This is a genomic window from Dakarella massiliensis, from assembly GCF_001182045.1.
Lineage (GTDB): Bacteria > Pseudomonadota > Gammaproteobacteria > Burkholderiales > Burkholderiaceae_F > Mesosutterella > Mesosutterella massiliensis.
Genome location: NZ_CVTY01000007.1, coordinates 887,548 through 906,235, shown reverse-complemented (window position 1 = coordinate 906,235; position 18,688 = coordinate 887,548). Strand labels below are relative to the sequence as shown.

Here is an 18,688-nt window from a genome sequence, read left to right as displayed (position 1 = left end):
CCGGCTGGCACAGCGGGGAGGCCTATTCCTTTATAATCAGCTGATTGATTTCCGGCCGGGGGACTGTACCCTTTTCGGCTAATGAATAAACAAGGACTTGAGACCTCATGTTTCTGATTTCTGATGCTCTCGCGGCAGACGCCGCAGCCGGCGGTGCTTCCGCCGCTCTTATGCAGTTCCTGCCCCTCATTCTCATCATCGTCGTTTTCTGGCTCTTCCTGATCCGCCCGCAGCAGAAGCGCGCGAAGGAACACCAGAAGATGGTCGAAGGTCTCAACAAGGGCGATGAAGTGATGACCGCCGGTGGCATCATGGGCAAGGTCGCTGATCTCGACGAACAGAACGTCAAGATCCAGATCTCGACCGTCGAAGGCACCCCGGTGACGATCGTCATGGCCCGTCAGACCATCGCGAACGTGCTCCCGAAGGGAACCGTCAAGTTCTGAGAAGCCGGTTTCGCGCAGGACAGATTTATTGAGGAAGCCTTTCCGGGCTTCCTGAGGCAGGCCCTGCTCACGCTGGATACAGCGCCCGAGCGGGTCTGCATTATTCTTTATGCCCGGCTTATCAGGCCGGGTTTTGGGTAGTCAAGATGAATCGTTATCCCATTTGGAAATACCTCATCATCCTGTTTGCCCTCGTCATCAGTATTCTCTACACGATCCCGAACTTCTTCGGCGAGTCGCCTGCTATTCAGGTCTCTCCCGGAAAGGCGACGGTGAAGGTAACGGATGCCACCATGGCGAAGGTTGAGGACGCGCTGCGATCCGCAGGAATCAAGCCTCAGGCCGTACACCTGGATGCCGGCAGCCAGCAGTCGAGCGCCAGCGTCCGCGTGCGTTTCGGCGTGACGGACTCCGAGCTCCAGCTTCAGGGCCGTGAGGTGCTGGAACGGGCTCTGAACCCGGATCCGACGAACCCGGATTATGTGATCGCGCTGAACCTCGTGCCGAACACTCCGGAATGGCTCTCGGCGATCGGCGGCAAGCCGATGTACCTTGGTCTTGACCTTCGTGGCGGCGTGCATTTCCGTCTCGAAGTTGATATGAAGGCCGCCATTCATAAGCGTATTGACTCGAACGCCGCTGATATCCGCACGCAGCTCCGCGATAAGGACATCCGCAATAACGGCGTTGACCGCTCCGGCGACACGATCGTGATGCAGTTCGCGGATGAGAATTCCCGCGATAAGGCCTTCGATCTGATCCGCAGCACCGATCCAGATCTCGCGCTTGAAGACCGTCAGGACGGCGGCACCTATCAGATTGTCGCCCGCATGACCGATAAGGCGATCCGCGATGTTCAGGACTACGCGATCAAGCAGAATATCTCCACGCTGCATAACCGAATCAATGAACTCGGCGTTGCGGAGCCTGTGATTGCCCAGCAGGGCGCGACCGGCATTGTGGTTGAGCTGCCGGGCGTGCAGGATACGGCGAAGGCTAAGGACATTCTCGGCCGTACGGCAACGCTCGAAATCCGCATGGTGGATGACACGCCTGAGGCTTATACCCAGATGGCATCCGGCACGGTTCCGTTCGGTGACGAGGTCTTCACTGACCGCGAGAACCACCAGGTGCTCGTCCGCCGCCGCGTGCTGCTGACCGGTGAAAACCTTCAGGACGCGCAGCCGGGCTTCGACTCCCAGACGCAGGAACCGACCGTGAATCTGACGCTCGACAACAAGGGCGCCCGGATCTTCAAGGAAGTGACCCGCGATAACGTCGGCAAGCGCATGGCGATCATCCTCTTCGAGAAGGGACACGGCCAGGTGGTGACGGCCCCGGTGATCCGTCAGGAAATTGGCGGCGGTCACGTGCAGATTTCCGGTGCGATGACGACGATCGAAGCGACGGATACGGCTCTGCTGCTGAGAGCCGGTTCACTGGCAGCTCCGATGGAAATCGTGGAAGAACGACTTGTCGGCCCGAGCCTCGGCCAGGCAAACATTGCCGCGGGCTTCAAGGCGTCGATCTACGGCTTCATCGTGGTGTCGATCTTCATGATGATGTACTACGAGGTGTTCGGCATCATTTCAGCGATCACGCTGCTTTTCAACGTGATCCTGATTGTTGCCATCCTCTCGATGCTGCAGGCAACGCTCACGCTGCCGGGTATCGGCGCTCTCGCGCTTTCAATCGGTATGTCCGTCGACTCGAACGTGCTGATCAACGAACGTATCCGAGAGGAACTGAGAGCCTGGAGGACGCCTCAGGTGGCTATCAAGGAAGGTTATGACAGAGCCTTCGCGACGATTGTGGACTCGAACGTGACGTCTCTCATCGCCGGTATCGCTCTGCTGATCTTCGGCTCCGGTCCGATCCGCGGTTTCGCTGTGGTGCACTGTCTCGGTATTCTGACCTCGCTCTTCACGGCGGTGTTTGTCTCCCGCGGTCTTGTGAATCTGGTCTATGGCCGTCAGAAGCACCTGAAGAAGATTCACATCGGCAAGATCTGGCGCCCCGACCCTCCCAAGAAGGTTGCCGGCACCGGGTCCGCGGGTAAATAACCGAACGGATCAAGGAGATAAATAATGGAATTTTTCCGCATTCGCCGAACGATCCCGTTCATGCACTATTCGCTGTACCTGAATATTGCATCGATCATCATGTTCTGCCTCGCCGTGTTCTTCCTTGCGACGAAGGGGCTTGCCTTCTCGATTGAGTTCACGGGCGGCACGAACATTGAAGTGACGTATCCGAGCGCTGCTGACACGGATCAGATCCGAAAGGTTCTGGCCGAGAAGATCTCGCCTGAGGTCTCCGTGCAGAACTACGGTACGGCCAAAGACATCCTGATCCGCGTGCCGCTGAAGGGAAATGAAACCTCCGGCCAGCAGGCGAAGCAGGTGATGGATATTCTTTCCGCCCAGACTCCGGGCGTGAAGCAGCACTCCGTCGAGTTTGTCGGTCCTCAGGTCGGCAAGCAGCTCGCCACTGACGGCGCCACCGCTCTCGCGCTTGTCTGCTTGGGCATCATGATCTACCTCGCGTTCCGGTTCGAGTGGAAGTTCTCAGTCGCCGCCGTGATCGCGAATATGCATGACTTGGTGATTGTTGCCGGTCTGTTCGCGTTCTTCCAGTGGGAGTTCTCACTGCAGGTGCTGACCAGTCTGCTCGCCGTGCTCGGTTACTCGGTGAACGAGTCCGTGATTATTTTCGACCGAGTGCGTGAGCACTTCCGGACGATGAGAAAGGCGAGCACGGTTGAGGTGATTAACTCGGCTATTACCGCGACGATTTCCCGTACGGTGATCACCCACTCCTCAACGCTGTGCATGACGCTGTCGATGTATTTCTTCGGCGGCCCGGCGCTGCACTACTTCGCTCTGGCTCTGACGGTCGGTATCTGCTGCTCGGTTTACTCTTCCGTGTTCGTTGCAGCCGCTATCGCCATGTACCTGAAGGTGAAGCGTGAAGACCTCGTGCACAAGGTGAAGAAGCCTGAGATTTCCGAAATGGTTCCGTAAGGAATCCGCTTTCTGAAAGACTCTGATCTTCAGATTCCCGGTCTGGTTTTTCCAGCCCGGGAATTTTTTTACCTGTAAAGCGTCTGGCCGGAAGCGGACCCTGGCGACGGATATCCGCCGGCCCCGGGAGTGGCGCGGCGGAGAGCCCCCTTTGAGGGCGGAAAGAGCGTGGAGCAGGATGAATAAGGTTTGGTCAGGCAGGAGGTCCCCTGAAGCCGTCTGAACCCGATTGCTTCACGTTTTTGAAGGAAGGGGGGGGCGAGCAGGCGCTCCTGATGGAGGCATCAAAAAAGCCGCTTTCCGGATTGGAAAGCGGCTAAAAGGAAAGAAGACTTCGTAAGGAATCAGGACTGCTTTCCGGATTCCTCATCAGGCTTCACTTCAACCGCGTCCTTCACATCCGACGCGGCGGCTTCGTGCACGGTTTCGGCGGCGGCCGCTGTGGCAGCGGCAACACCCGCGACAGCCGCTTCAGCGGTGCGGAGGATATCCGCGAAATACCCATCCATCTCAAACGGGAGGCGTTCGGAGCGGATCCGGATCCCGATCGTATCCCAGAGGATCAGAAGGAGACGCGGGATCAGCACGACAACGCCGTAGAGAATGAAGAGACGCGGGAGCCAGGAGGCGGCGGGCGCGAAAGCGGAAGCCGCGGCGGCTGAGGTTGTAGCGGCGTCCTGCAGACGGTCGAGACGCATCGCGGCCACCGTGTTCACGTCCGGCAGCGGGCCGAGATTCAGTGCCGCGGGGATCCAGCCAAAGAGGGTATTGAAGATATCGCAGACGTTATCCGGCGAATTATGCAGCCCGACGATATCCCAGCCGATCAGATAGGTGTGGCCGAGTCCCCGGACGATGATGCTGGAAATCACGCCGGCCGTGAAGGCGAGGAACGCCCAGTGCAGAATGCGGGCAATGCGGAACTGGGAGAGCCTCAGAACGGTCGGAGTCCAGATTTTCAGGAACTCCTGGCGGATACCGGAGGTGATGATCTTCGGGGCGAAAAGTCCATCGGAAAGTTTCGCGAGCGTCGTGCGGAGCGGGAATTCGATATGACGGCGCCGGACAATGCTCACAAGCCCCAGAATGATGAGCGCCGCGTAGAGGAAGAGGCTCCACCCGAAGATAAAGAGGTAGATCGGAGAAAAGAGATTGATTTCCGCGTCGGTCGACAGGAACCGCTCACCGAATGCGCCGAGCAGGTAGGAACCGAGAATGAGGCAGAGCGCGACAAGCGATCGGGAGCCGTAGTTCAGTTTCATCGTGAGAAGCGTCGGGGAACGCTTCGACATCCGGGAGAAGGCGAGCGCGGCGCGCTTCTGGATGAAGTCCGACGCCTTGGAGCCCGGGGTGGTTTCCCGGATCAGCTCCGCGGTGATCTCTTCAGCCTCGGTTTTGGACCAGTATTTGCCGCCTGCGTCCGAGGTTTCGATTGCCTTCACGAGACTCACCATCCTTGCTGTGTTGTAGGGATAGCGGAGTTTTTTCAGTTTGCTTTCAGAGAACAAAGCCATTCTTCGGATGCCTCAAAAGAAATAAGGTTCCGTACGGTCCGGGCGTGAGCCTCAGACCGTATGGTCAGCAGCTCGATTTTATCAGGATTGCCCCGCGGCTCCGCCTTCTTTTGGCGGCGGAATCAATTCAGGGAAACGGGGCCCTTCCTGACACCTAAGGTTATTTTTTCAATCCTGAACGGAAAGCCGCGAGAAGCGCTTCTGACGCGGCGCGGGGATCCGCGGTGCCGCAGATTGCCGAAACGACAGCGATGCCGTCCGCTCCGGCCGCGGCGAGAGCCGCGGAGTTATGGATCTTCACGGAGCCGATCGCGACAACCGGGCAGGGTTTCACGGCAGCGAGCGCAGCAAACCCCGGGAGCCCGAGAGGCGCGGCCGCGTCTGGTTTCGTGGAGGTGCTTTCGATCGGACCGATACCGAGATAGTCGACCACGCCGGCCGCGGCGAGGCTGCGGCTTGCCTCAAGCTCCGCCGCGTTTGAGACCGAGAGCCCGATGATCGCTTCCGGTCCCATGAGGCGCCGCGCGTCTTCTGCCGGGAGGTCCTTCTGCCCGACATGAGCGCCGGCCGCGCCGATTGCCATCGCGACATCCACCTGATCATCTACGACGAGCGGCACGCCGTAGGGCGCAAGGGCGCGGATCAGAGCTCGTCCGCAGGCCGCGAGCTCCCGCTTCTTCCAGTCCGGAGCCCGGAGCTGGATAATGCCGGCCCCTCCCTGGGCAGCAGCGACCGCGGTGGACACCATGCCGTCCGCGCCTCCGCAGAGTACGGGGTCGAGCACCAGGTAAAGCGACAGATCAGGGAGCGCCATCAGACGGCCTCTTCAAGAAAGTTTTCGGGCTGCAGAGTGTAGAGCGCGTCGAGGTAAGCGTCGTGGAAGGAACCCGGGCCCCGGGAGGCTTTCCCCGCGATTTCCGCGGCCCGTTTCACGAACTGACAGCAGGCGATGGTGGCGACGAGCGGATCCTCCGCCTTCGCGGCGAAACCCGCGGTCAGAGCGGAGAGCGAGCATCCGGTGCCCACCACGAGCGTCGCCATGACGTTGCCGCCCACCGCCGCGAGCACGCGGGTACCGTCAGTCGCGTAGTCCGTTTCGCCTGACACGCAGACGATGCCGCCTGACCTTTGGGCAAGCGCCTTGGCGGCGTCGAGCGCCGAGCGGCTGGAGTCGAGTGAGTCGACGCCCTTGTACTGATGGGCAAACCCGGCGCAGGCAAGAATTTCAGAACCATTTCCCCGGATCACGGTGGGCCTGAGGTCAATCAGATCGGAAATCAGATCGTCTCTCCAGGCGGTGCCGCCCGCTCCCACGGGGTCGAGTGTCCAGGGCTTTCCGGCTTCAGACATCGTCGCCGCGGCGAGCTTCATGCCCCGGCTGTTTTCTTCAGAAGGTGTTCCGACATTGCAGAGTAGAGCGTCCGCAGCGAACTGAGCGAAGGCCGCGGCTTCTTCCGGAGCCGGCACCATGGCCGGGGACATTCCGGCTGCCAGAAGCACATTGGCCGTGATTTCCTGTACGACGTCATTTGTGATGCACTGCACGAGCGGTCTCTGGGTGCGGACCCGCGAGAGGGCCGCCGCCACTGCCTTTGGGGAAATCGCCTCAATAGATGAATCCGTCATTTCGTCTCCGAAAAAAGTTTTTGGAAAGAGCATTTACTGTGTATCGCACTTTACCCCGAAAGTGGGATAGTGTCACCGGAATAAGCCGTGCTGATTCAGTGGAGTACTGGTATTCTTTTCAGAATTACATGGATACCTTTCCTTCGGGAACGCCCCCCCCCCGCGGGAAAAACGATAAGGAAAATCAAAGAATGGCTTTTCTGGTGAAAATTTCCGGAACCGATGTGTCTTTTCCGGCTGAGAAGGGCGAGCGGATTCTGGATGCCGCCGAGCGCGCTGGCTATGACATCCCTCACGCCTGTCGCAGCGGTTTCTGCGGCTCCTGCTCCGCTAACGTTGTCTCTGGCGACTTCATCACGTATGCCCCGGGCAGCAAGGAAGGTGTGCCGTCCCACGGCCCGAAGATTCTGACCTGCAGCACGGAAGCCGCGAGTGACGTGGAAATCGCCGTGCAGATCAAGAAGCTCGTGCGCAACATCCCCGTTACGGTTGCCGCGATGGACCGTGTGGCCCCCGATGCGATCCGCCTCGTGCTGAAGGCCGATTCCGGCAAGCCGATCGAATTCATCCCCGGACAGTTTGTCGACATTCTTCTGGAAAACAAGGAACGCCGCAGCTATTCGATCGCCTGCGATACGCCGGCTGAGAATGGCCTTGAGCTTCACATCCGCCACGTCCCGGGCGGTCTCTTCACGGACCGTCTCTTTGGCGTCAAGGGTGAGCCGATCCAGGTTGGCACGAAGCTTGAAATCGCCGCTCCCGCGGGCGACTTCCACCTGCATAAGCGCACCCCGCACGATATCCTGATCCTCGTGACGGGCACGGGCTTCGCTCCGGCGAAGGCGATGATTGAAAACTTCATCAAGCTCCCGAGCGCCAAGCCTCACCAGGTTTATCTCTACTGGGGCGGCCGCCATAAGGTCGACCTCTACATGGATGAGCTCTGCCGCAAGTGGGACGCCGAGCACGAGTGGTTCCACTACTGCCCGGTGCTCAGCCGCCCGGACGAGTCCGAAGGCTGGACTGGCCGCGTGGGTCACGTGCAGGATCAGTTCCTCGCGGATCATCCGGATGCGTCCCAGTATGACGCCTACATCTGCGGTACGCCGCGTCTCGTGACGGATGCCGTGAACGCGCTGACGGCAGCCGGTCTCGATAAGGACTGCACCTACAGCGACTCCTTCACGTCGAAGAAGGATACGCTCTGATAAAAAAGAGCGGCCCGGCACTGCTGCCGGGCCTGCAGACTGAAGAAGGATCCCCTTCACGGGGATCCTTTTTTGTTAAGCCGGTTACTTGATGAACTTGATCTTCACGCCGCCGAGGTTCCCCTTCTTATCCATTTCAGGCGCGGTGATGAAGATCCGCTTATCCGCGATACCCGCGTCGGCAAGTGCTTTCGAGAGATTCCTCGAGCGCCAGTCAGCGAGGTTATGCAGGTTGCTCGCATCAGGCTGCACAGCGGTGTAGAGCTTCGCCTCCTTCTCTTCAAGCGTATGGCTTGCCTTGTCGGTGGGGAACTGGAGGGCATAGAGCGCGTCGACTGCCTTCTCACGGCTCCGTTCAGCTTCAGGAAGCGTCGACTGAACGATCTTCAGAAGGCCGCGGTACGTGTTCTGATGGAGCGCGTTGTCATCCCCCTTCACACTGACCACCGGCGTGATTTCAACCTTCATCTTGGGGGTATCTTTCAGCGCCTTCGTGATCTGGGCGAGCGTGCTCTTCTGCTGATCAGCCGTCATGTGGCCGCTGCCGGACATGTACGGGACAAAAGCCGCAGCGCTGGAGGAAGAGCCGCCAAGCACGAGGTTTCCGATCGAGGCAAGCAGATTCACAGGCGCTGCCACGACCTTGATGATCAGGTTTTCAAGCCCTGTGAGAATGAGGCTCGAGAACGAGAACTCAGGATCCGCGAGGTTGCCCGAGATCGGCAGATCAAATTCGATATTCCCCTGACCGTCTGTGAGGAGCGCGGTGGCGAGCGTCACAGGGAGGCTGGTCGACGTGTCGTTCGGGATGTAGTTGCCCCAGGCGAGCTGCTCAATCAGGATGTGGTTATCGACGCTGAGGTAGGTCTTGTCCTTCAGCGAGATATCCGATTTGATCGTGAGGTTGCCCTTCTGAATCGGGTAGGACACATAGTGAACGGTGTAGGGCGAGAAGAACGGCATCGAGACCGCGGAGATCGTTCCCTTGGCGGTGAGTTTCCCCTTATCTACGAAAGGCGAGCCGCTGCCCGTGACGTTGATCTTGGAAACCCCATTCACGACGCCGGTCATCGTGAGTGACGAAGGCGTGTTTTCGCCTCCGATCGCGACCGGTTTCACTGTGGTATTGAGATCGGCGAACCGGAACTGACCGGCAGGTTTGATCGAATTATCGACGAAGGAGAAGCCGCCGTCCGTGATCCGGAATTCACCGATACGGATCGGCTGCGAGCCGGTAACGCCGGCCTTTTTCTTCGCTTCCTCCACCTTTTGCTTTACCACAGCCTGCACTTTCTTCGCTTCAGTGGCAGCCTTCCGCTTTCCGAGCAGCGGATCAATATCCAGGTTCCCCTTCGCGTCACGCGAGAGCATCATGCGGGGCTTCGCGATTTCAACCGCGGATACCCGTATGGTGCCGGCGGCCGGCGCTTCGACGCCCGTTACCGTCGTACGGTCCACGCGGCCGAACTTTGACTTGCCGCCCGAGATTTCAAAGGCGGTGGAGTTGATATTGAGGGAGGCGAGATTGGCGTGGCCGGACGAGCCGCTCTTCCAGTCGAAGTTCGACGCGGAGACGGTGTCTGAAAGCGTCGACACCTTCGCGGCGTTCACAGGCGAAATAACCTGAGCCTTGCTGAGATTCGCGCTCGCGACCTTGAGGCTCATGTCGGAGTCACGCGTGAAGCTGATGGAGTTGATATCAGCGTGGCCCGTATTGAAGTTAAGAAGGTCGACCGTGCTTTGAATGTCACCCGCGGAAACGCTGGATCCCGTGAAGGCAAGCGCTTTCTTGATATCCAGCGCGCTCTTCTTGACGTCAAGCGTGCCGACCGCGAGTTTCACAGGAGTGCCGCCGGTAACCTGAAGCCGGGTGCCCTTGGAATTCACGTCCGCCGCTTTGACGGAGACGCCGCCGTCCTCACGCGTAGCAACGCTGAGTGACAGTGCCTGGGCGTTCACGGCGGTGGAGCCGCCTGTCACCGGATCAACCTTGAAGTCGAGTCCCGCGAGCCCGGTGGTCTGAGAGGTCACGCCAAGCAGTTCTTTCTTTCCGTTCCAGTCGACCGCGAGTTTCGCAGCGTTCGAATCCGTGATGGTGCTCTTGAAGTTGCCGGCCGTGAGGTCAGTGTTCTCCGCGCGGACCTTGCCGCCGTCAAACGTCACCGTATCCTGTTTGCCGTTCCAGCCAACCTTTACCGTGTTCCCGGAGAGGCGGCCGGCCTTGCCGAAGAAGCTGCCGGCGTGAATTTCCGGAGCCGCGAGCGCGAGCGACCGGGCGCCGAGGCGGAGCGCCTCAGTCTTGCCCTTCCAGCCAAGCGAGAAATTCTGCGCGTCGATTCCGCCGAACCCCGCGCTGAAGGAGCTCTTCGGGAGTTCTACTGCGGGCTTCGCGAGTGCGAGCTTCCCTAGGTCAAGCGATACATCGCCGTCGTAGAGCGCCTTGAAGCTCTCAGCCCGGGCGTTAGCCGCCTTGACGGAGAGCGGGCTCTCCCCCTTCTTCGTCAGCGCGAAATTCTTCAGATTCAGCGTACCGCCGGCACTCACTGAGGGCTTTTCTTCCATCAGCGAATACTCGGCGTCGACCTTCGCGGTTGCCCGGCTCGCGATCGTGAGACCGGCGAGTTCCGCGTAGCCCGAGATCCGGTCGAGATTCAGGTTCTGGGCGTCAACAGAGGCCTTTCCCTTCAGAGCGCTGATATCGAGGCTGCCGTTCGTCTTCAGGCTGCCGTCGAGAATCTTTGCTGAGAGATCAAAGTTCGTGGTCTGCCCCGGGATCATCGTGACATTTTCAGCGGTGGCATTGAGAGCTGAGGCGTCGATCCGGGCGTCATGCGCCGCGTGGTCAATGAATCGGAGCGTACCGTCAGTGATGGCGGCGTTCTTCACGGTCCAGGCGAAAGCGGGCGTGGTGTCCTCAGGCTTCTTTTCATCCGCCTTAGCGTCATCCGTCTTGGGCGGCTCCGCTTTATCTGACGTTCCCGCTACCTTCGCCCAGGCGATTGATCCGTCTGCGAGCCGCTCAAGCGCGATCGTCGGGCTTTCAAGCGTGATGCCGTTTACGGTTGCCGCGCGGCCGATCACATCAACCGATCCCTGATCGATCTTGAGGCTCTTGAAGGCGATCGCGTTCGTCTTGGCTTCAGATCCCCGCATAGCGGCCGCGAAGTCATCCGCGTTCCCCGTGAAGTCGACGAGGATTGTGTTCTTTCCTCCATCCACACCCTGGGCAAACGTAATGTCGGCATTCAGTTTCAGAGTGCCGGAGGTGACATCCATATCCAGCGGCAGCATGGCACCGAGGTGCGGCAGATCGTAGCCGTCGAGCGCGAGATGCACCCGGGTCGCCTTCGTGTTCTTGAAGGGAAGCGATTCGCCATGCAGCTCAAACGGCGCCCCATTGTCTTTCAGCGTGAGTTCAGGCTTCACGTAGATATCACGGTCGGTGCCGATAGACCCGATGAAGGGAAGACCGAGATTGATTTCAGTCAGTTTCTCATCCACGTGATGCGACGGAACCACGATGTGGAAGTCTGAATTCGTGAGAGAAATATTGTTGAGGCTGAAGCGGAAGGGTTCCTTGCTTTTTTCTTCCGTCGGCGGGAAGCGGCGGTTGATGTTATCGATGATGTCCTGGAAATTCGTCTTTCCGTTTTCATCAATCGAGAGCAGCCCGCTCACGTGATCAACCTTCAGCTCATCGAGCACAACACCGAAGCGTGTGAGTGAAGAGAAGCCTGCCATATTCGTGTAGAGACTTCCGATTGAGACGGGCTGATCCGAGGCGTCACGCCTCGCCATCTCCACTCCCTTAGCCGAGAGCTCCAGAGTCCACGGGTTGAACTTCACTTCCTGGATCGAAACCTTGCGCCCAAGAATGTCGGACACCGGACTAGAAGCCGCCCATTTGAGTCCCGCGGGAACACCCCAGAAACCGATCGCAGAATAAACGCCGCAGGCCGCGGCGACGCCGATTGCAACCTTGGAAAGACGGTTGAGCTTCATCATTTGATCCTTCTTTTTCTGTCGGCGCGCAGGCTCGTGACAGCGCGTGGGTCAGAACTCTCCAACTATGACTGAGATCAGTCTAATAGATTTAAACCAAAATAACCCATTGTGAGAGCTGAAAAGAAAGAAATAGAAGGAGATAAAGGGTGAAGAGTCAGTTCGGGTTAGTAGGCAAAAAGTCTTTCTGGTGCTCTTATCCAGGCACTGGATCACACCATGAAAAAAGCCCTTCATCCTGTCAGAGGAGGGGTTTTTTAAAGAGCTAACCGGAAATCAGAAGCTATTGAATAGCGTACGAAGTAACGATATGTGAGGAAATGATTTCCGTGTCAGATTTCGCGTTTGCCGTTCCGAAGCGCCTCGTGGAAACTGAAGAATTTATAGAGGCAGATATGGAAGGTGAAGTCCGCGGCGAGCGTGAGGAGGCCGAGTGGTCCCAGCACGAGCGGGCAGGGGTTGGCGGCGGGACGGAGCGCGAGATAGATGAGAAGCACCGATGCCAGCGCCACGTTCGCGGTCATCAGAACGAGCAGCGTGCGGATGATCAGGCGATTTGCCTGGCGGGCGACCGCGATCACCATGTAGAGAAGATAAAGCAGCCAGACCGCGACTCCGGCAATGCCGCCGGCCGTAGCCGGAAAGCTGAAGAAGCAGGCGATCAGGGATGCGGCAAAAGCGGCCGAGAAAAGGGAAAGGATCAGTTTGTAGGAGAGTGTCATTGGGGGATTCTGTGGTTTCATGAGTTTTCCCGCGGCGGAGGCCGCGATCGTTCGATGGCAGAAAGGAAAGAAGACAGGAAGGGGCCGCCGGGGCGGGAGAGCGCCATCCGACCCCTCTGTAGGAGGGGCTTCCAGGGGAACGGGCATTATATCAATGCGTTACTTTTTTTATGAGGCAGGCTGGGGGACGGTCTTCCAGCCGCACTCAGGGAAGGAGCCGGATGATGTCCTCAGGAGACGAGGCCGTAAAGTCCGGATCCCAGAGTGACGTGTCCGCGTCCTTCGGGCGATAACCCCAGAGGGCGAGAAGGGTGGATGTGCCGGCCGCTTTGCCGGCCTCGATATCCCGTCTGTCGTCCCCGGTGTAGAGCGTCTGCTCAGGCTTCAGGGTGAGGTCCTTCAGGGCGCGGAGGATCCCGTCAGGGGCCGGCTTCAGAGGAACGCCGGGGCGGGAGCCGACGACGATCGCGCAGCGCGCCATGGCGGGGGTGGAAGCGGCAATCGCTTCGGCGAATTCCTGAGGCTTATTGGTGACAATGCCCCAGACAAGCCCTTTGCGGTCGAGCGCGGCAAGGAGCTCCGTGACACCCGGAAAGAGAGTCGGCTTCCGGCAGCGTGCCTCGTAAGCCGTGAAGAACGATTCCCGGAGCGACGGGTAGCGAGGATTCTCAGGCGTCACACCGAAACCGACGCGAAGGAGAGTCGCGGATCCTTCTGAGGCCGCTTCGCGGAAATCCGCGGCAGGGAGAGGAGGAAATCCGAAGGAAGCGCGAACATCATTCACGGCTCCGGCAAGCCCCGCGGCGGAATCTACCAGTGTTCCGTCCATATCAAAGAGGAAAGAGGTGAGGGATTTCTGAGACACGGCAGGCTTCACAGAAAAGACACAAAAAATAAACCTCGCCCGGAAACCGGACGAGGTTCAGCTCTTTAGTCCGAAGACTTAAGAGTCAGCTTTCAATTACTTGGCGACACGGGTACCGGTCACTTCGATGACGGCACGACGGTTCGGCTGCAGGCACTTGATCAGCTGCTTGAAGTTCTTGATATTTCCCTTCTTGGAAGGATTCGGGCAGTTCACGACCGGGTCAGCCTTGCCCTTACCGGTGGCGGTAATGACGTTGGCGTTGACGCCCTTGTTGACCAGGTAGGTCTTGACGGCGTCAGCACGGCGCTGGGACAGCTTCATGTTGTAAGCGTCCTTACCGATGCGGTCGGTGTAGCCGGTGGAGGTGACAACCTCGAGATCCACGCCAGCCATACGGGAGACGAGATCATCCAGGGTCTTGCGGCCTTCGGCCTTCAGCGTGGCCTTGTCGAAATCGAACAGGGTGTCAGCGGAGAGGGTCACCTTCTCCTTGGTCGGAGCAACAGCGACAGGGGCCGGAGTGGGAGCCGGGGCCGGAGCCGGAGCAGCAGCAGGAGCCGGAGCAGCAGCAGGAGCCGTGCAGGCGGCCTTGCTCAGGATTTCCTTATCACACTGGCAGCCAGCACCGTTGTAGCCCAGGGCTTCGGCCAGAGCCGGAGTCCAGAAGCCAGTGCGCCAGCAAAGGCCGAACGGATCCATCACAACCTTGCCATCGCTGGAGGTGACATAGGGATTGACCGGTTCAGCAGCCATGGCGGAGCCAGAAGCGGCGAGCATGACGGCAGCAAGCAGGCCACCAATCTTCGCGGAAGTGTTCATTTTTTCCTCTTTCCTTTTTTTTGATCTCCCTTACGGAAGACCATTATCTAATGCAGTACGCAGGGTTTCGCCCCCTCTGCTGATAACTGCGTGCACGCTGTGCAAGTATAAGCGCCTTCTATGAAAAAAGGTGTACCGCACAGGCTACAACTTAACACTTATTCTGCCACGTGTGAGCGATGTCGAGTGCTTTCGTACGGGACATCCCCCTAAAGGACTCGGCTTTTTGTTGTTTTTTTACAACAAGCTGACCGTTGATCCAGACGTGGGTGATACTTTCCCTACCTGCACTGTAAAGCAACTGAGCCGCAGGTTCAAGTACTGGAATACTGGTAATTTCCTCGAGGAGACAGCTGAAGAGATCGGCGGATTTTCCTGCTTCCAGAGAGCCGATTTCCCGGTCCCATCCCAAGGCTTTGGCGCCCCCCATGGTCGCAGCGTACAGCATTTTGTGTACCGGGGCCGCCGTGGGGTCTTTGGCAACAGCTTTGGCGAGGAGGGCGGCGAGACGTGTCTCACCAAGCATATCGAGTTTGTCGTTGCTCGCCACTCCGTCAGTGCCGATGCCGAGATTGATTCCGGCATCCATGATTTTAGCAACAGGCGCAAAACCGCTTGCCAGCTTGAGGTTGGAGCTCGGGCAGTGGCAGACGCTCGAACCCGCTTTCGCGAGCGTATCGATATCGCTGTCAGAAAGATGCACGGAGTGAACTGAGATCAGACGCTCATTCACGATTCCGAGTTTTTTCAGCCGCTCAATAGGACGCATCCCATACTGCTTCAGGGAGTCGCTCACTTCGCTCTCAGTTTCCTGCACATGAATATGGATCGGGAGGTTATTCCGTTCACTCAGGGCGGCGAGCTTCTTCATCGCGTCGTCAGACACGGTATAAGGCGCATGCGGACTCACCGTGACATGCACCATCGGGTCACCCCGGAAGTGCTCAATCACTTCCCCCGCCTTCTTCAGATATTCGTCGTCAGTTTTCGCCCAGGCGGAGGGGAAACCGATAAGGAACGCGGATACCGCGCACTTCATGCCGCTCTCGCGAAGCCCCGCCGCGGCGTCCACCGGGAAGAAGTAATGGTCGTTCGTGCAGGTGACACCGCTCTGCACCATTTCCTCTCCGGCGAGGCGGCTGCCTTCGTACACGAATTCCGGGCTCATCAGGCGGCCTTCAAGCGGCCACACCTTTTTCTGCAGCCAGTCCATCAGACTGAGGTCAGGGCCGACGCCGCGAAGCAGATTCATGGCGGCGTGCGAATGCAGGTTAACGAAACCCGGCATCACGATTTCGCCAAGCAGCTCCACGACTTCCTTCGCCTCAAACTGAGAGGCTTCGGATTCAGGAACGATTGCCGCGATCTTTCCATCCGCGATCGCGATCACGTGCTTTGTAAGCACAACGCCTTCGGGGACAATCGGGATGATCCAGGTCGGCTTCAGAAGAGTATTCACCTGCATGCTGTCATTACCTCGCAATCCATTTTTCCGGTGCTCTGAATCATAGCGGATTGAAGGGGGACAAAAAAATTCCCGGGGGAAGAGAGTCCTCACCCGGGAATGTCGGCCTGAAGGATCATGCCCTCAGACACTCACCGCGATCAGGCGGCGGGAAGCTTCGCGAGCTGCTCCGTGTTGTTCTGAAGCGCTTTCAGGAAGTCGGCGAGACGTGCCTTCTCCTGATTGACGATCGCTTCCGGAGCCTTGGAGACGAAGCGCTCGTTGCCGAGCTTTGCCTCGCACTTGCGGACTTCGTTCTGAAGACGCTCGATTTCCTTCTCGAGTCGGGCGCGCTCAGCTGCCACATCGATCTTCACGACGAGCATCAGGCGCCAGTCGTCAACGATTGAGACCGGAGCGATAGCGTCCTGATTCAGCGTATCGATGTTGTCCACGAGATCCACAGACTCAAGACGGGCAAGACCCTGCAGGAACGGAGCGACAGCGGCCGCGATCTCCTTCGGGCCCTGGATCGCAAGCGGCACCTTCTGAGAGGGCGGCAGCATCATCTGGCTGCGGAGCGAACGCACGGCTTCAATCATCTTCTTCGTCACAGCCACGGCGCGGTCAGCGTCGTCGCTGCGGGCAAAGTCTTCAGCCTTCGGGTACGGAGCGACCATGATGGAAGCTTCATCCTCAGCCTTGCGGCTGCCGGTGATGAGCGACACCTTCTGCCAGAGCTCTTCCGTGATGAACGGAATGATCGGGTGGGCGAGACGCAGCGTCGCCTCAAGCACGGAGGCGAGCGTGTGGCGCGTGGCGCGCTGCTCAGCCTCGGTGCCGTTGTTCAGACGGACCTTGGCGGCCTCGAGGTACCAGTCGCAGAACTCATCCCAGATGAAGGAGTAGATCGCGTTCGCGGCGAGGTCGAGACGATAGGTCTCAAAGCCCTTCGTCACGGCTTCGATCGTGCGCGAGAGTTCGCTCATGATCCACTGATCAATATAGTTGAGCGACATTTCGCCGCCCTGGAAGCCGCAGTCCTTGCCTTCAACGTTCATCAGCACGAAGCGGGTGGCGTTCCAGAGCTTGTTGCAGAAGTTCCGGTAACCTTCGCAGCGCTTCGTGTCGAAGTTCACATTCTGGCCGAGGGTCGCGTAGGCGGCCATCGTGAAGCGGAGTGCGTCAGCGCCGTAGGCCTGGAGGCCTTCAGGGAACTGCTTGCGGAGCTTCGCGGCGATCTTCGGAGCCTTTTCAGGACGGCGCAGCCCCATCGTGTTCTTCTTGATGAGACCTTCAATATCGATACCCTGAATCAGGTCGAGCGGGTCAATCGTGTTGCCTTCGCTCTTGCTCATCTTGTGACCTTCGGCGTCACGGACGAGACCGTGCATGTACACGTCATGGAACGGCACGCGGCCCGTGAAGTGTTTCGTCATCATCACCATGCGGGCGACCCAGAAGAAGATGATGTCGTAGCCGGTCACGAGAACGGAGGAGGGGAGGTAGAGATCGTAGGCGATCTTGTCGTCACCCTGCGGGGCAGGCCAGCCAAGGGTGGAGAACGGCACCATGGCGGACGAGAACCAGGTATCGAGCACGTCGGGGTCCTGGCGCAGCTTCACGCCTTCTCCCGCCTGTTTCTGAGCCTCGGCTTCGGTCTCAGCGACATAGCAGTTGCCCGCTTCGTCGTACCAGGCCGGAATCTGGTGGCCCCAGAGGAGCTGACGCGAGAGGCACCAGTCCTGGATGTTCGTGAGCCAGTGGCGGTAAACGCCCTGCCACTGTTCCGGGAAGATGTTCACATCACCCGATTCCATCGCTTCAAGACCGATATCAGCGAGGCTCTTGCCCGGATGGGTGGAGCCTTCGCCCGCGGGCTTGCTCATCGCCATGTACCACTGCTCGGAAAGCATCGGCTCAACGATTTCACCGGTACGCGGCACGCGCGGCACCATGTGGCGGATCGCCTTCGTGCCGACGAGAAGGCCCTGCTCCTCAAGGTCCTTCAGCACGGCCTTGCGGGCTTCGTAGCGGTCCATGCCGACATACTTCGCCGGCGCGTTTTCGTTGATCTTCGCGTCCTTCGTGAGAATCGAGATGCAGCGCAGATTGTGACGGCGGCCGACCTCAAAGTCGTTGAAGTCGTGAGCCGGGGTGATCTTTACGCAGCCGGAACCGAATTCGCAGTCCACGTAGGAGTCCGCGATAACCGGAATCTCACGGTCGCAGAGCGGCAGGTGAACCGTGTGGCCGACGAGATCCTTGTAGCGTTCGTCCTCCGGGTTCACGGCGATCGCTTCGTCGCCGAACAGCGTCTCAGGACGGGTCGTCGCGACGATAACGTCCTTTCCGCCATCGGCTGCCGGGTAACGGATTTCCCAGAGATGTCCGTCTTCCTCTTCAGGCTCCACTTCGACGTCAGACACCGCGGACTGCAGCTTCGGATCCCAGTTCACGAGACGGGTGCCCTTGTAGATCAGGCCCTCGCGGTACAGCTGGACGAAGGTCTTCCGGACAACGCGCGAAAGCTTTTCATCCATCGTGAAGTAGGTGCGCTCCCAATCCACGGAGTCACCGAGGCGGCGCATCTGCTTCAGAATCGTGCCGCCGGAGAATTCCTTCCACTCGAGCACTTTCTGCATGAACTCTTCGCGGGTGAGGGAGTGGGGATCGATTCCCTGCTTTTCGAGCTGGCGCTCAACCACGATCTGAGCCGAAATACCGGCGTGATCGGTGCCCGGGAGCCAGAGCGTGTTGTAGCCCGCCATGCGGTGATAGCGGGTGAGCGAATCCATGACGGTCTGATTGAACGCATGCCCCATGTGCAGGATGCCCGTAATGTTGGGCGGCGGGAGCTGGATCGAGAAGCTTGGTTTGTTCTGATCGAGTCCGGCGCGGAAGTAGCCGCGCTTTTCCCATTCCGGGTACCAGTGCGCTTCAATGGAAGCGGGTTCGAAGCTCTTGGCGAGCTCTGTCATCAGAGGAGTAGTCATTTCAAAGGAGCCTTGACATA

Annotated in this window: 13 protein-coding genes; 4 read left to right on the top strand and 9 right to left on the bottom strand. The window is 59.0% G+C overall.

The genetic code is table 11. The features are described from left to right. Positions 1 to 107 precede the first annotated feature (107 nt). From yajC to secF, 3 genes are all read left to right on the top strand, one after another. On the top strand, positions 108 to 446 hold the full coding sequence (gene yajC / locus BN1936_RS10520; RefSeq protein ID WP_049687364.1) for a preprotein translocase subunit YajC: 339 nt from the start codon (positions 108 to 110) through the stop codon (positions 444 to 446). Between the two features lie 146 nt (positions 447 to 592). Then, on the top strand, positions 593 to 2,509 hold the full coding sequence (gene secD / locus BN1936_RS10515) for a protein translocase subunit SecD (RefSeq protein ID WP_022443481.1): 1,917 nt from the start codon (positions 593 to 595) through the stop codon (positions 2,507 to 2,509). Between the two features lie 24 nt (positions 2,510 to 2,533). Continuing rightward, positions 2,534 to 3,469, top strand: a complete 936-nt coding sequence (gene secF / locus BN1936_RS10510) for a protein translocase subunit SecF (RefSeq protein ID WP_022443482.1) — start codon at positions 2,534 to 2,536, stop codon at positions 3,467 to 3,469. 344 nt (positions 3,470 to 3,813) lie between these two features. Here secF and BN1936_RS10505 read toward each other — a convergent pair whose 3' ends face one another. From BN1936_RS10505 to thiM, 3 genes are all read right to left on the bottom strand, one after another. Beyond that, positions 3,814 to 4,983, bottom strand: a complete 1,170-nt coding sequence (locus BN1936_RS10505; protein WP_082164578.1) for a DUF2868 domain-containing protein — start codon at positions 4,981 to 4,983, stop codon at positions 3,814 to 3,816. A 160-nt stretch (positions 4,984 to 5,143) separates the two neighbouring features. Then, positions 5,144 to 5,797, bottom strand: a complete 654-nt coding sequence (gene thiE / locus BN1936_RS10500) for a thiamine phosphate synthase (protein WP_049687362.1) — start codon at positions 5,795 to 5,797, stop codon at positions 5,144 to 5,146. Continuing rightward, positions 5,797 to 6,609, bottom strand: coding sequence for a hydroxyethylthiazole kinase (thiM, locus tag BN1936_RS10495; protein WP_049687361.1), 813 nt, complete (start codon positions 6,607 to 6,609; stop codon positions 5,797 to 5,799). Before thiM ends, thiE begins: the two co-directional genes overlap by 1 nt. Before the next feature lie 191 nt (positions 6,610 to 6,800). Between thiM and BN1936_RS10490 the strand changes: the two genes are divergently transcribed. Then, entirely contained in the window at positions 6,801 to 7,817 is a 1,017-nt protein-coding gene (locus BN1936_RS10490; RefSeq protein ID WP_022444779.1) for a 2Fe-2S iron-sulfur cluster-binding protein, read from the top strand. A gap of 84 nt (positions 7,818 to 7,901) precedes the next feature. Here the strand turns inward: BN1936_RS10490 and BN1936_RS10485 are convergent, their stop codons facing one another. From BN1936_RS10485 to BN1936_RS10460, 6 genes are all read right to left on the bottom strand, one after another. Next, positions 7,902 to 11,822 carry a DUF748 domain-containing protein gene (locus tag BN1936_RS10485; protein ID WP_049687360.1) on the bottom strand — a complete coding sequence of 1,307 codons (3,921 nt, stop codon included), beginning with the start codon at positions 11,820 to 11,822 and terminating at the stop codon, positions 7,902 to 7,904. A gap of 329 nt (positions 11,823 to 12,151) precedes the next feature. Next, positions 12,152 to 12,562, bottom strand: a complete 411-nt coding sequence (locus BN1936_RS10480; protein ID WP_022444785.1) for a hypothetical protein — start codon at positions 12,560 to 12,562, stop codon at positions 12,152 to 12,154. Positions 12,563 to 12,746: 184 nt separating this feature from the next. Further along, positions 12,747 to 13,406 carry an HAD family hydrolase gene (locus tag BN1936_RS10475; protein ID WP_148521253.1) on the bottom strand — a complete coding sequence of 220 codons (660 nt, stop codon included), beginning with the start codon at positions 13,404 to 13,406 and terminating at the stop codon, positions 12,747 to 12,749. A gap of 96 nt (positions 13,407 to 13,502) precedes the next feature. Then, a complete protein-coding gene (locus tag BN1936_RS10470; RefSeq protein WP_049687357.1) occupies positions 13,503 to 14,228 on the bottom strand; it encodes an OmpA family protein in 726 nt (241 codons plus the stop codon). A gap of 151 nt (positions 14,229 to 14,379) precedes the next feature. Next, entirely contained in the window at positions 14,380 to 15,693 is a 1,314-nt protein-coding gene (locus tag BN1936_RS10465) for a TRZ/ATZ family hydrolase (RefSeq protein ID WP_049687356.1), read from the bottom strand. A 140-nt stretch (positions 15,694 to 15,833) separates the two neighbouring features. Further along, positions 15,834 to 18,668, bottom strand: a complete 2,835-nt coding sequence (locus BN1936_RS10460; protein WP_049687355.1) for a valine--tRNA ligase — start codon at positions 18,666 to 18,668, stop codon at positions 15,834 to 15,836. Between the last annotated feature and the right edge of the window lie 20 nt (positions 18,669 to 18,688).

What these genes read in the sequence shown, in the direction of transcription:
- yajC (WP_049687364.1), top strand. Translation starts at nt 108, where the DNA reads ATGTTTCTGATTTCTGATGCTCTCGCGGCAGACGCCGCAGCCGGCGGT.
- secD (WP_022443481.1), top strand. Translation starts at nt 593, where the DNA reads ATGAATCGTTATCCCATTTGGAAATACCTCATCATCCTGTTTGCCCTC.
- secF (WP_022443482.1), top strand. Translation starts at nt 2,534, where the DNA reads ATGGAATTTTTCCGCATTCGCCGAACGATCCCGTTCATGCACTATTCG.
- BN1936_RS10505 (WP_082164578.1), bottom strand. Translation starts at nt 4,983, where the DNA reads ATGGCTTTGTTCTCTGAAAGCAAACTGAAAAAACTCCGCTATCCCTAC.
- thiE (WP_049687362.1), bottom strand. Translation starts at nt 5,797, where the DNA reads ATGGCGCTCCCTGATCTGTCGCTTTACCTGGTGCTCGACCCCGTACTC.
- thiM (WP_049687361.1), bottom strand. Translation starts at nt 6,609, where the DNA reads ATGACGGATTCATCTATTGAGGCGATTTCCCCAAAGGCAGTGGCGGCG.
- BN1936_RS10490 (WP_022444779.1), top strand. Translation starts at nt 6,801, where the DNA reads ATGGCTTTTCTGGTGAAAATTTCCGGAACCGATGTGTCTTTTCCGGCT.
- BN1936_RS10485 (WP_049687360.1), bottom strand. Translation starts at nt 11,822, where the DNA reads ATGATGAAGCTCAACCGTCTTTCCAAGGTTGCAATCGGCGTCGCCGCG.
- BN1936_RS10480 (WP_022444785.1), bottom strand. Translation starts at nt 12,562, where the DNA reads ATGAAACCACAGAATCCCCCAATGACACTCTCCTACAAACTGATCCTT.
- BN1936_RS10470 (WP_049687357.1), bottom strand. Translation starts at nt 14,228, where the DNA reads ATGAACACTTCCGCGAAGATTGGTGGCCTGCTTGCTGCCGTCATGCTC.
- BN1936_RS10465 (WP_049687356.1), bottom strand. Translation starts at nt 15,693, where the DNA reads ATGCAGGTGAATACTCTTCTGAAGCCGACCTGGATCATCCCGATTGTC.
- BN1936_RS10460 (WP_049687355.1), bottom strand. Translation starts at nt 18,668, where the DNA reads ATGACTACTCCTCTGATGACAGAGCTCGCCAAGAGCTTCGAACCCGCT.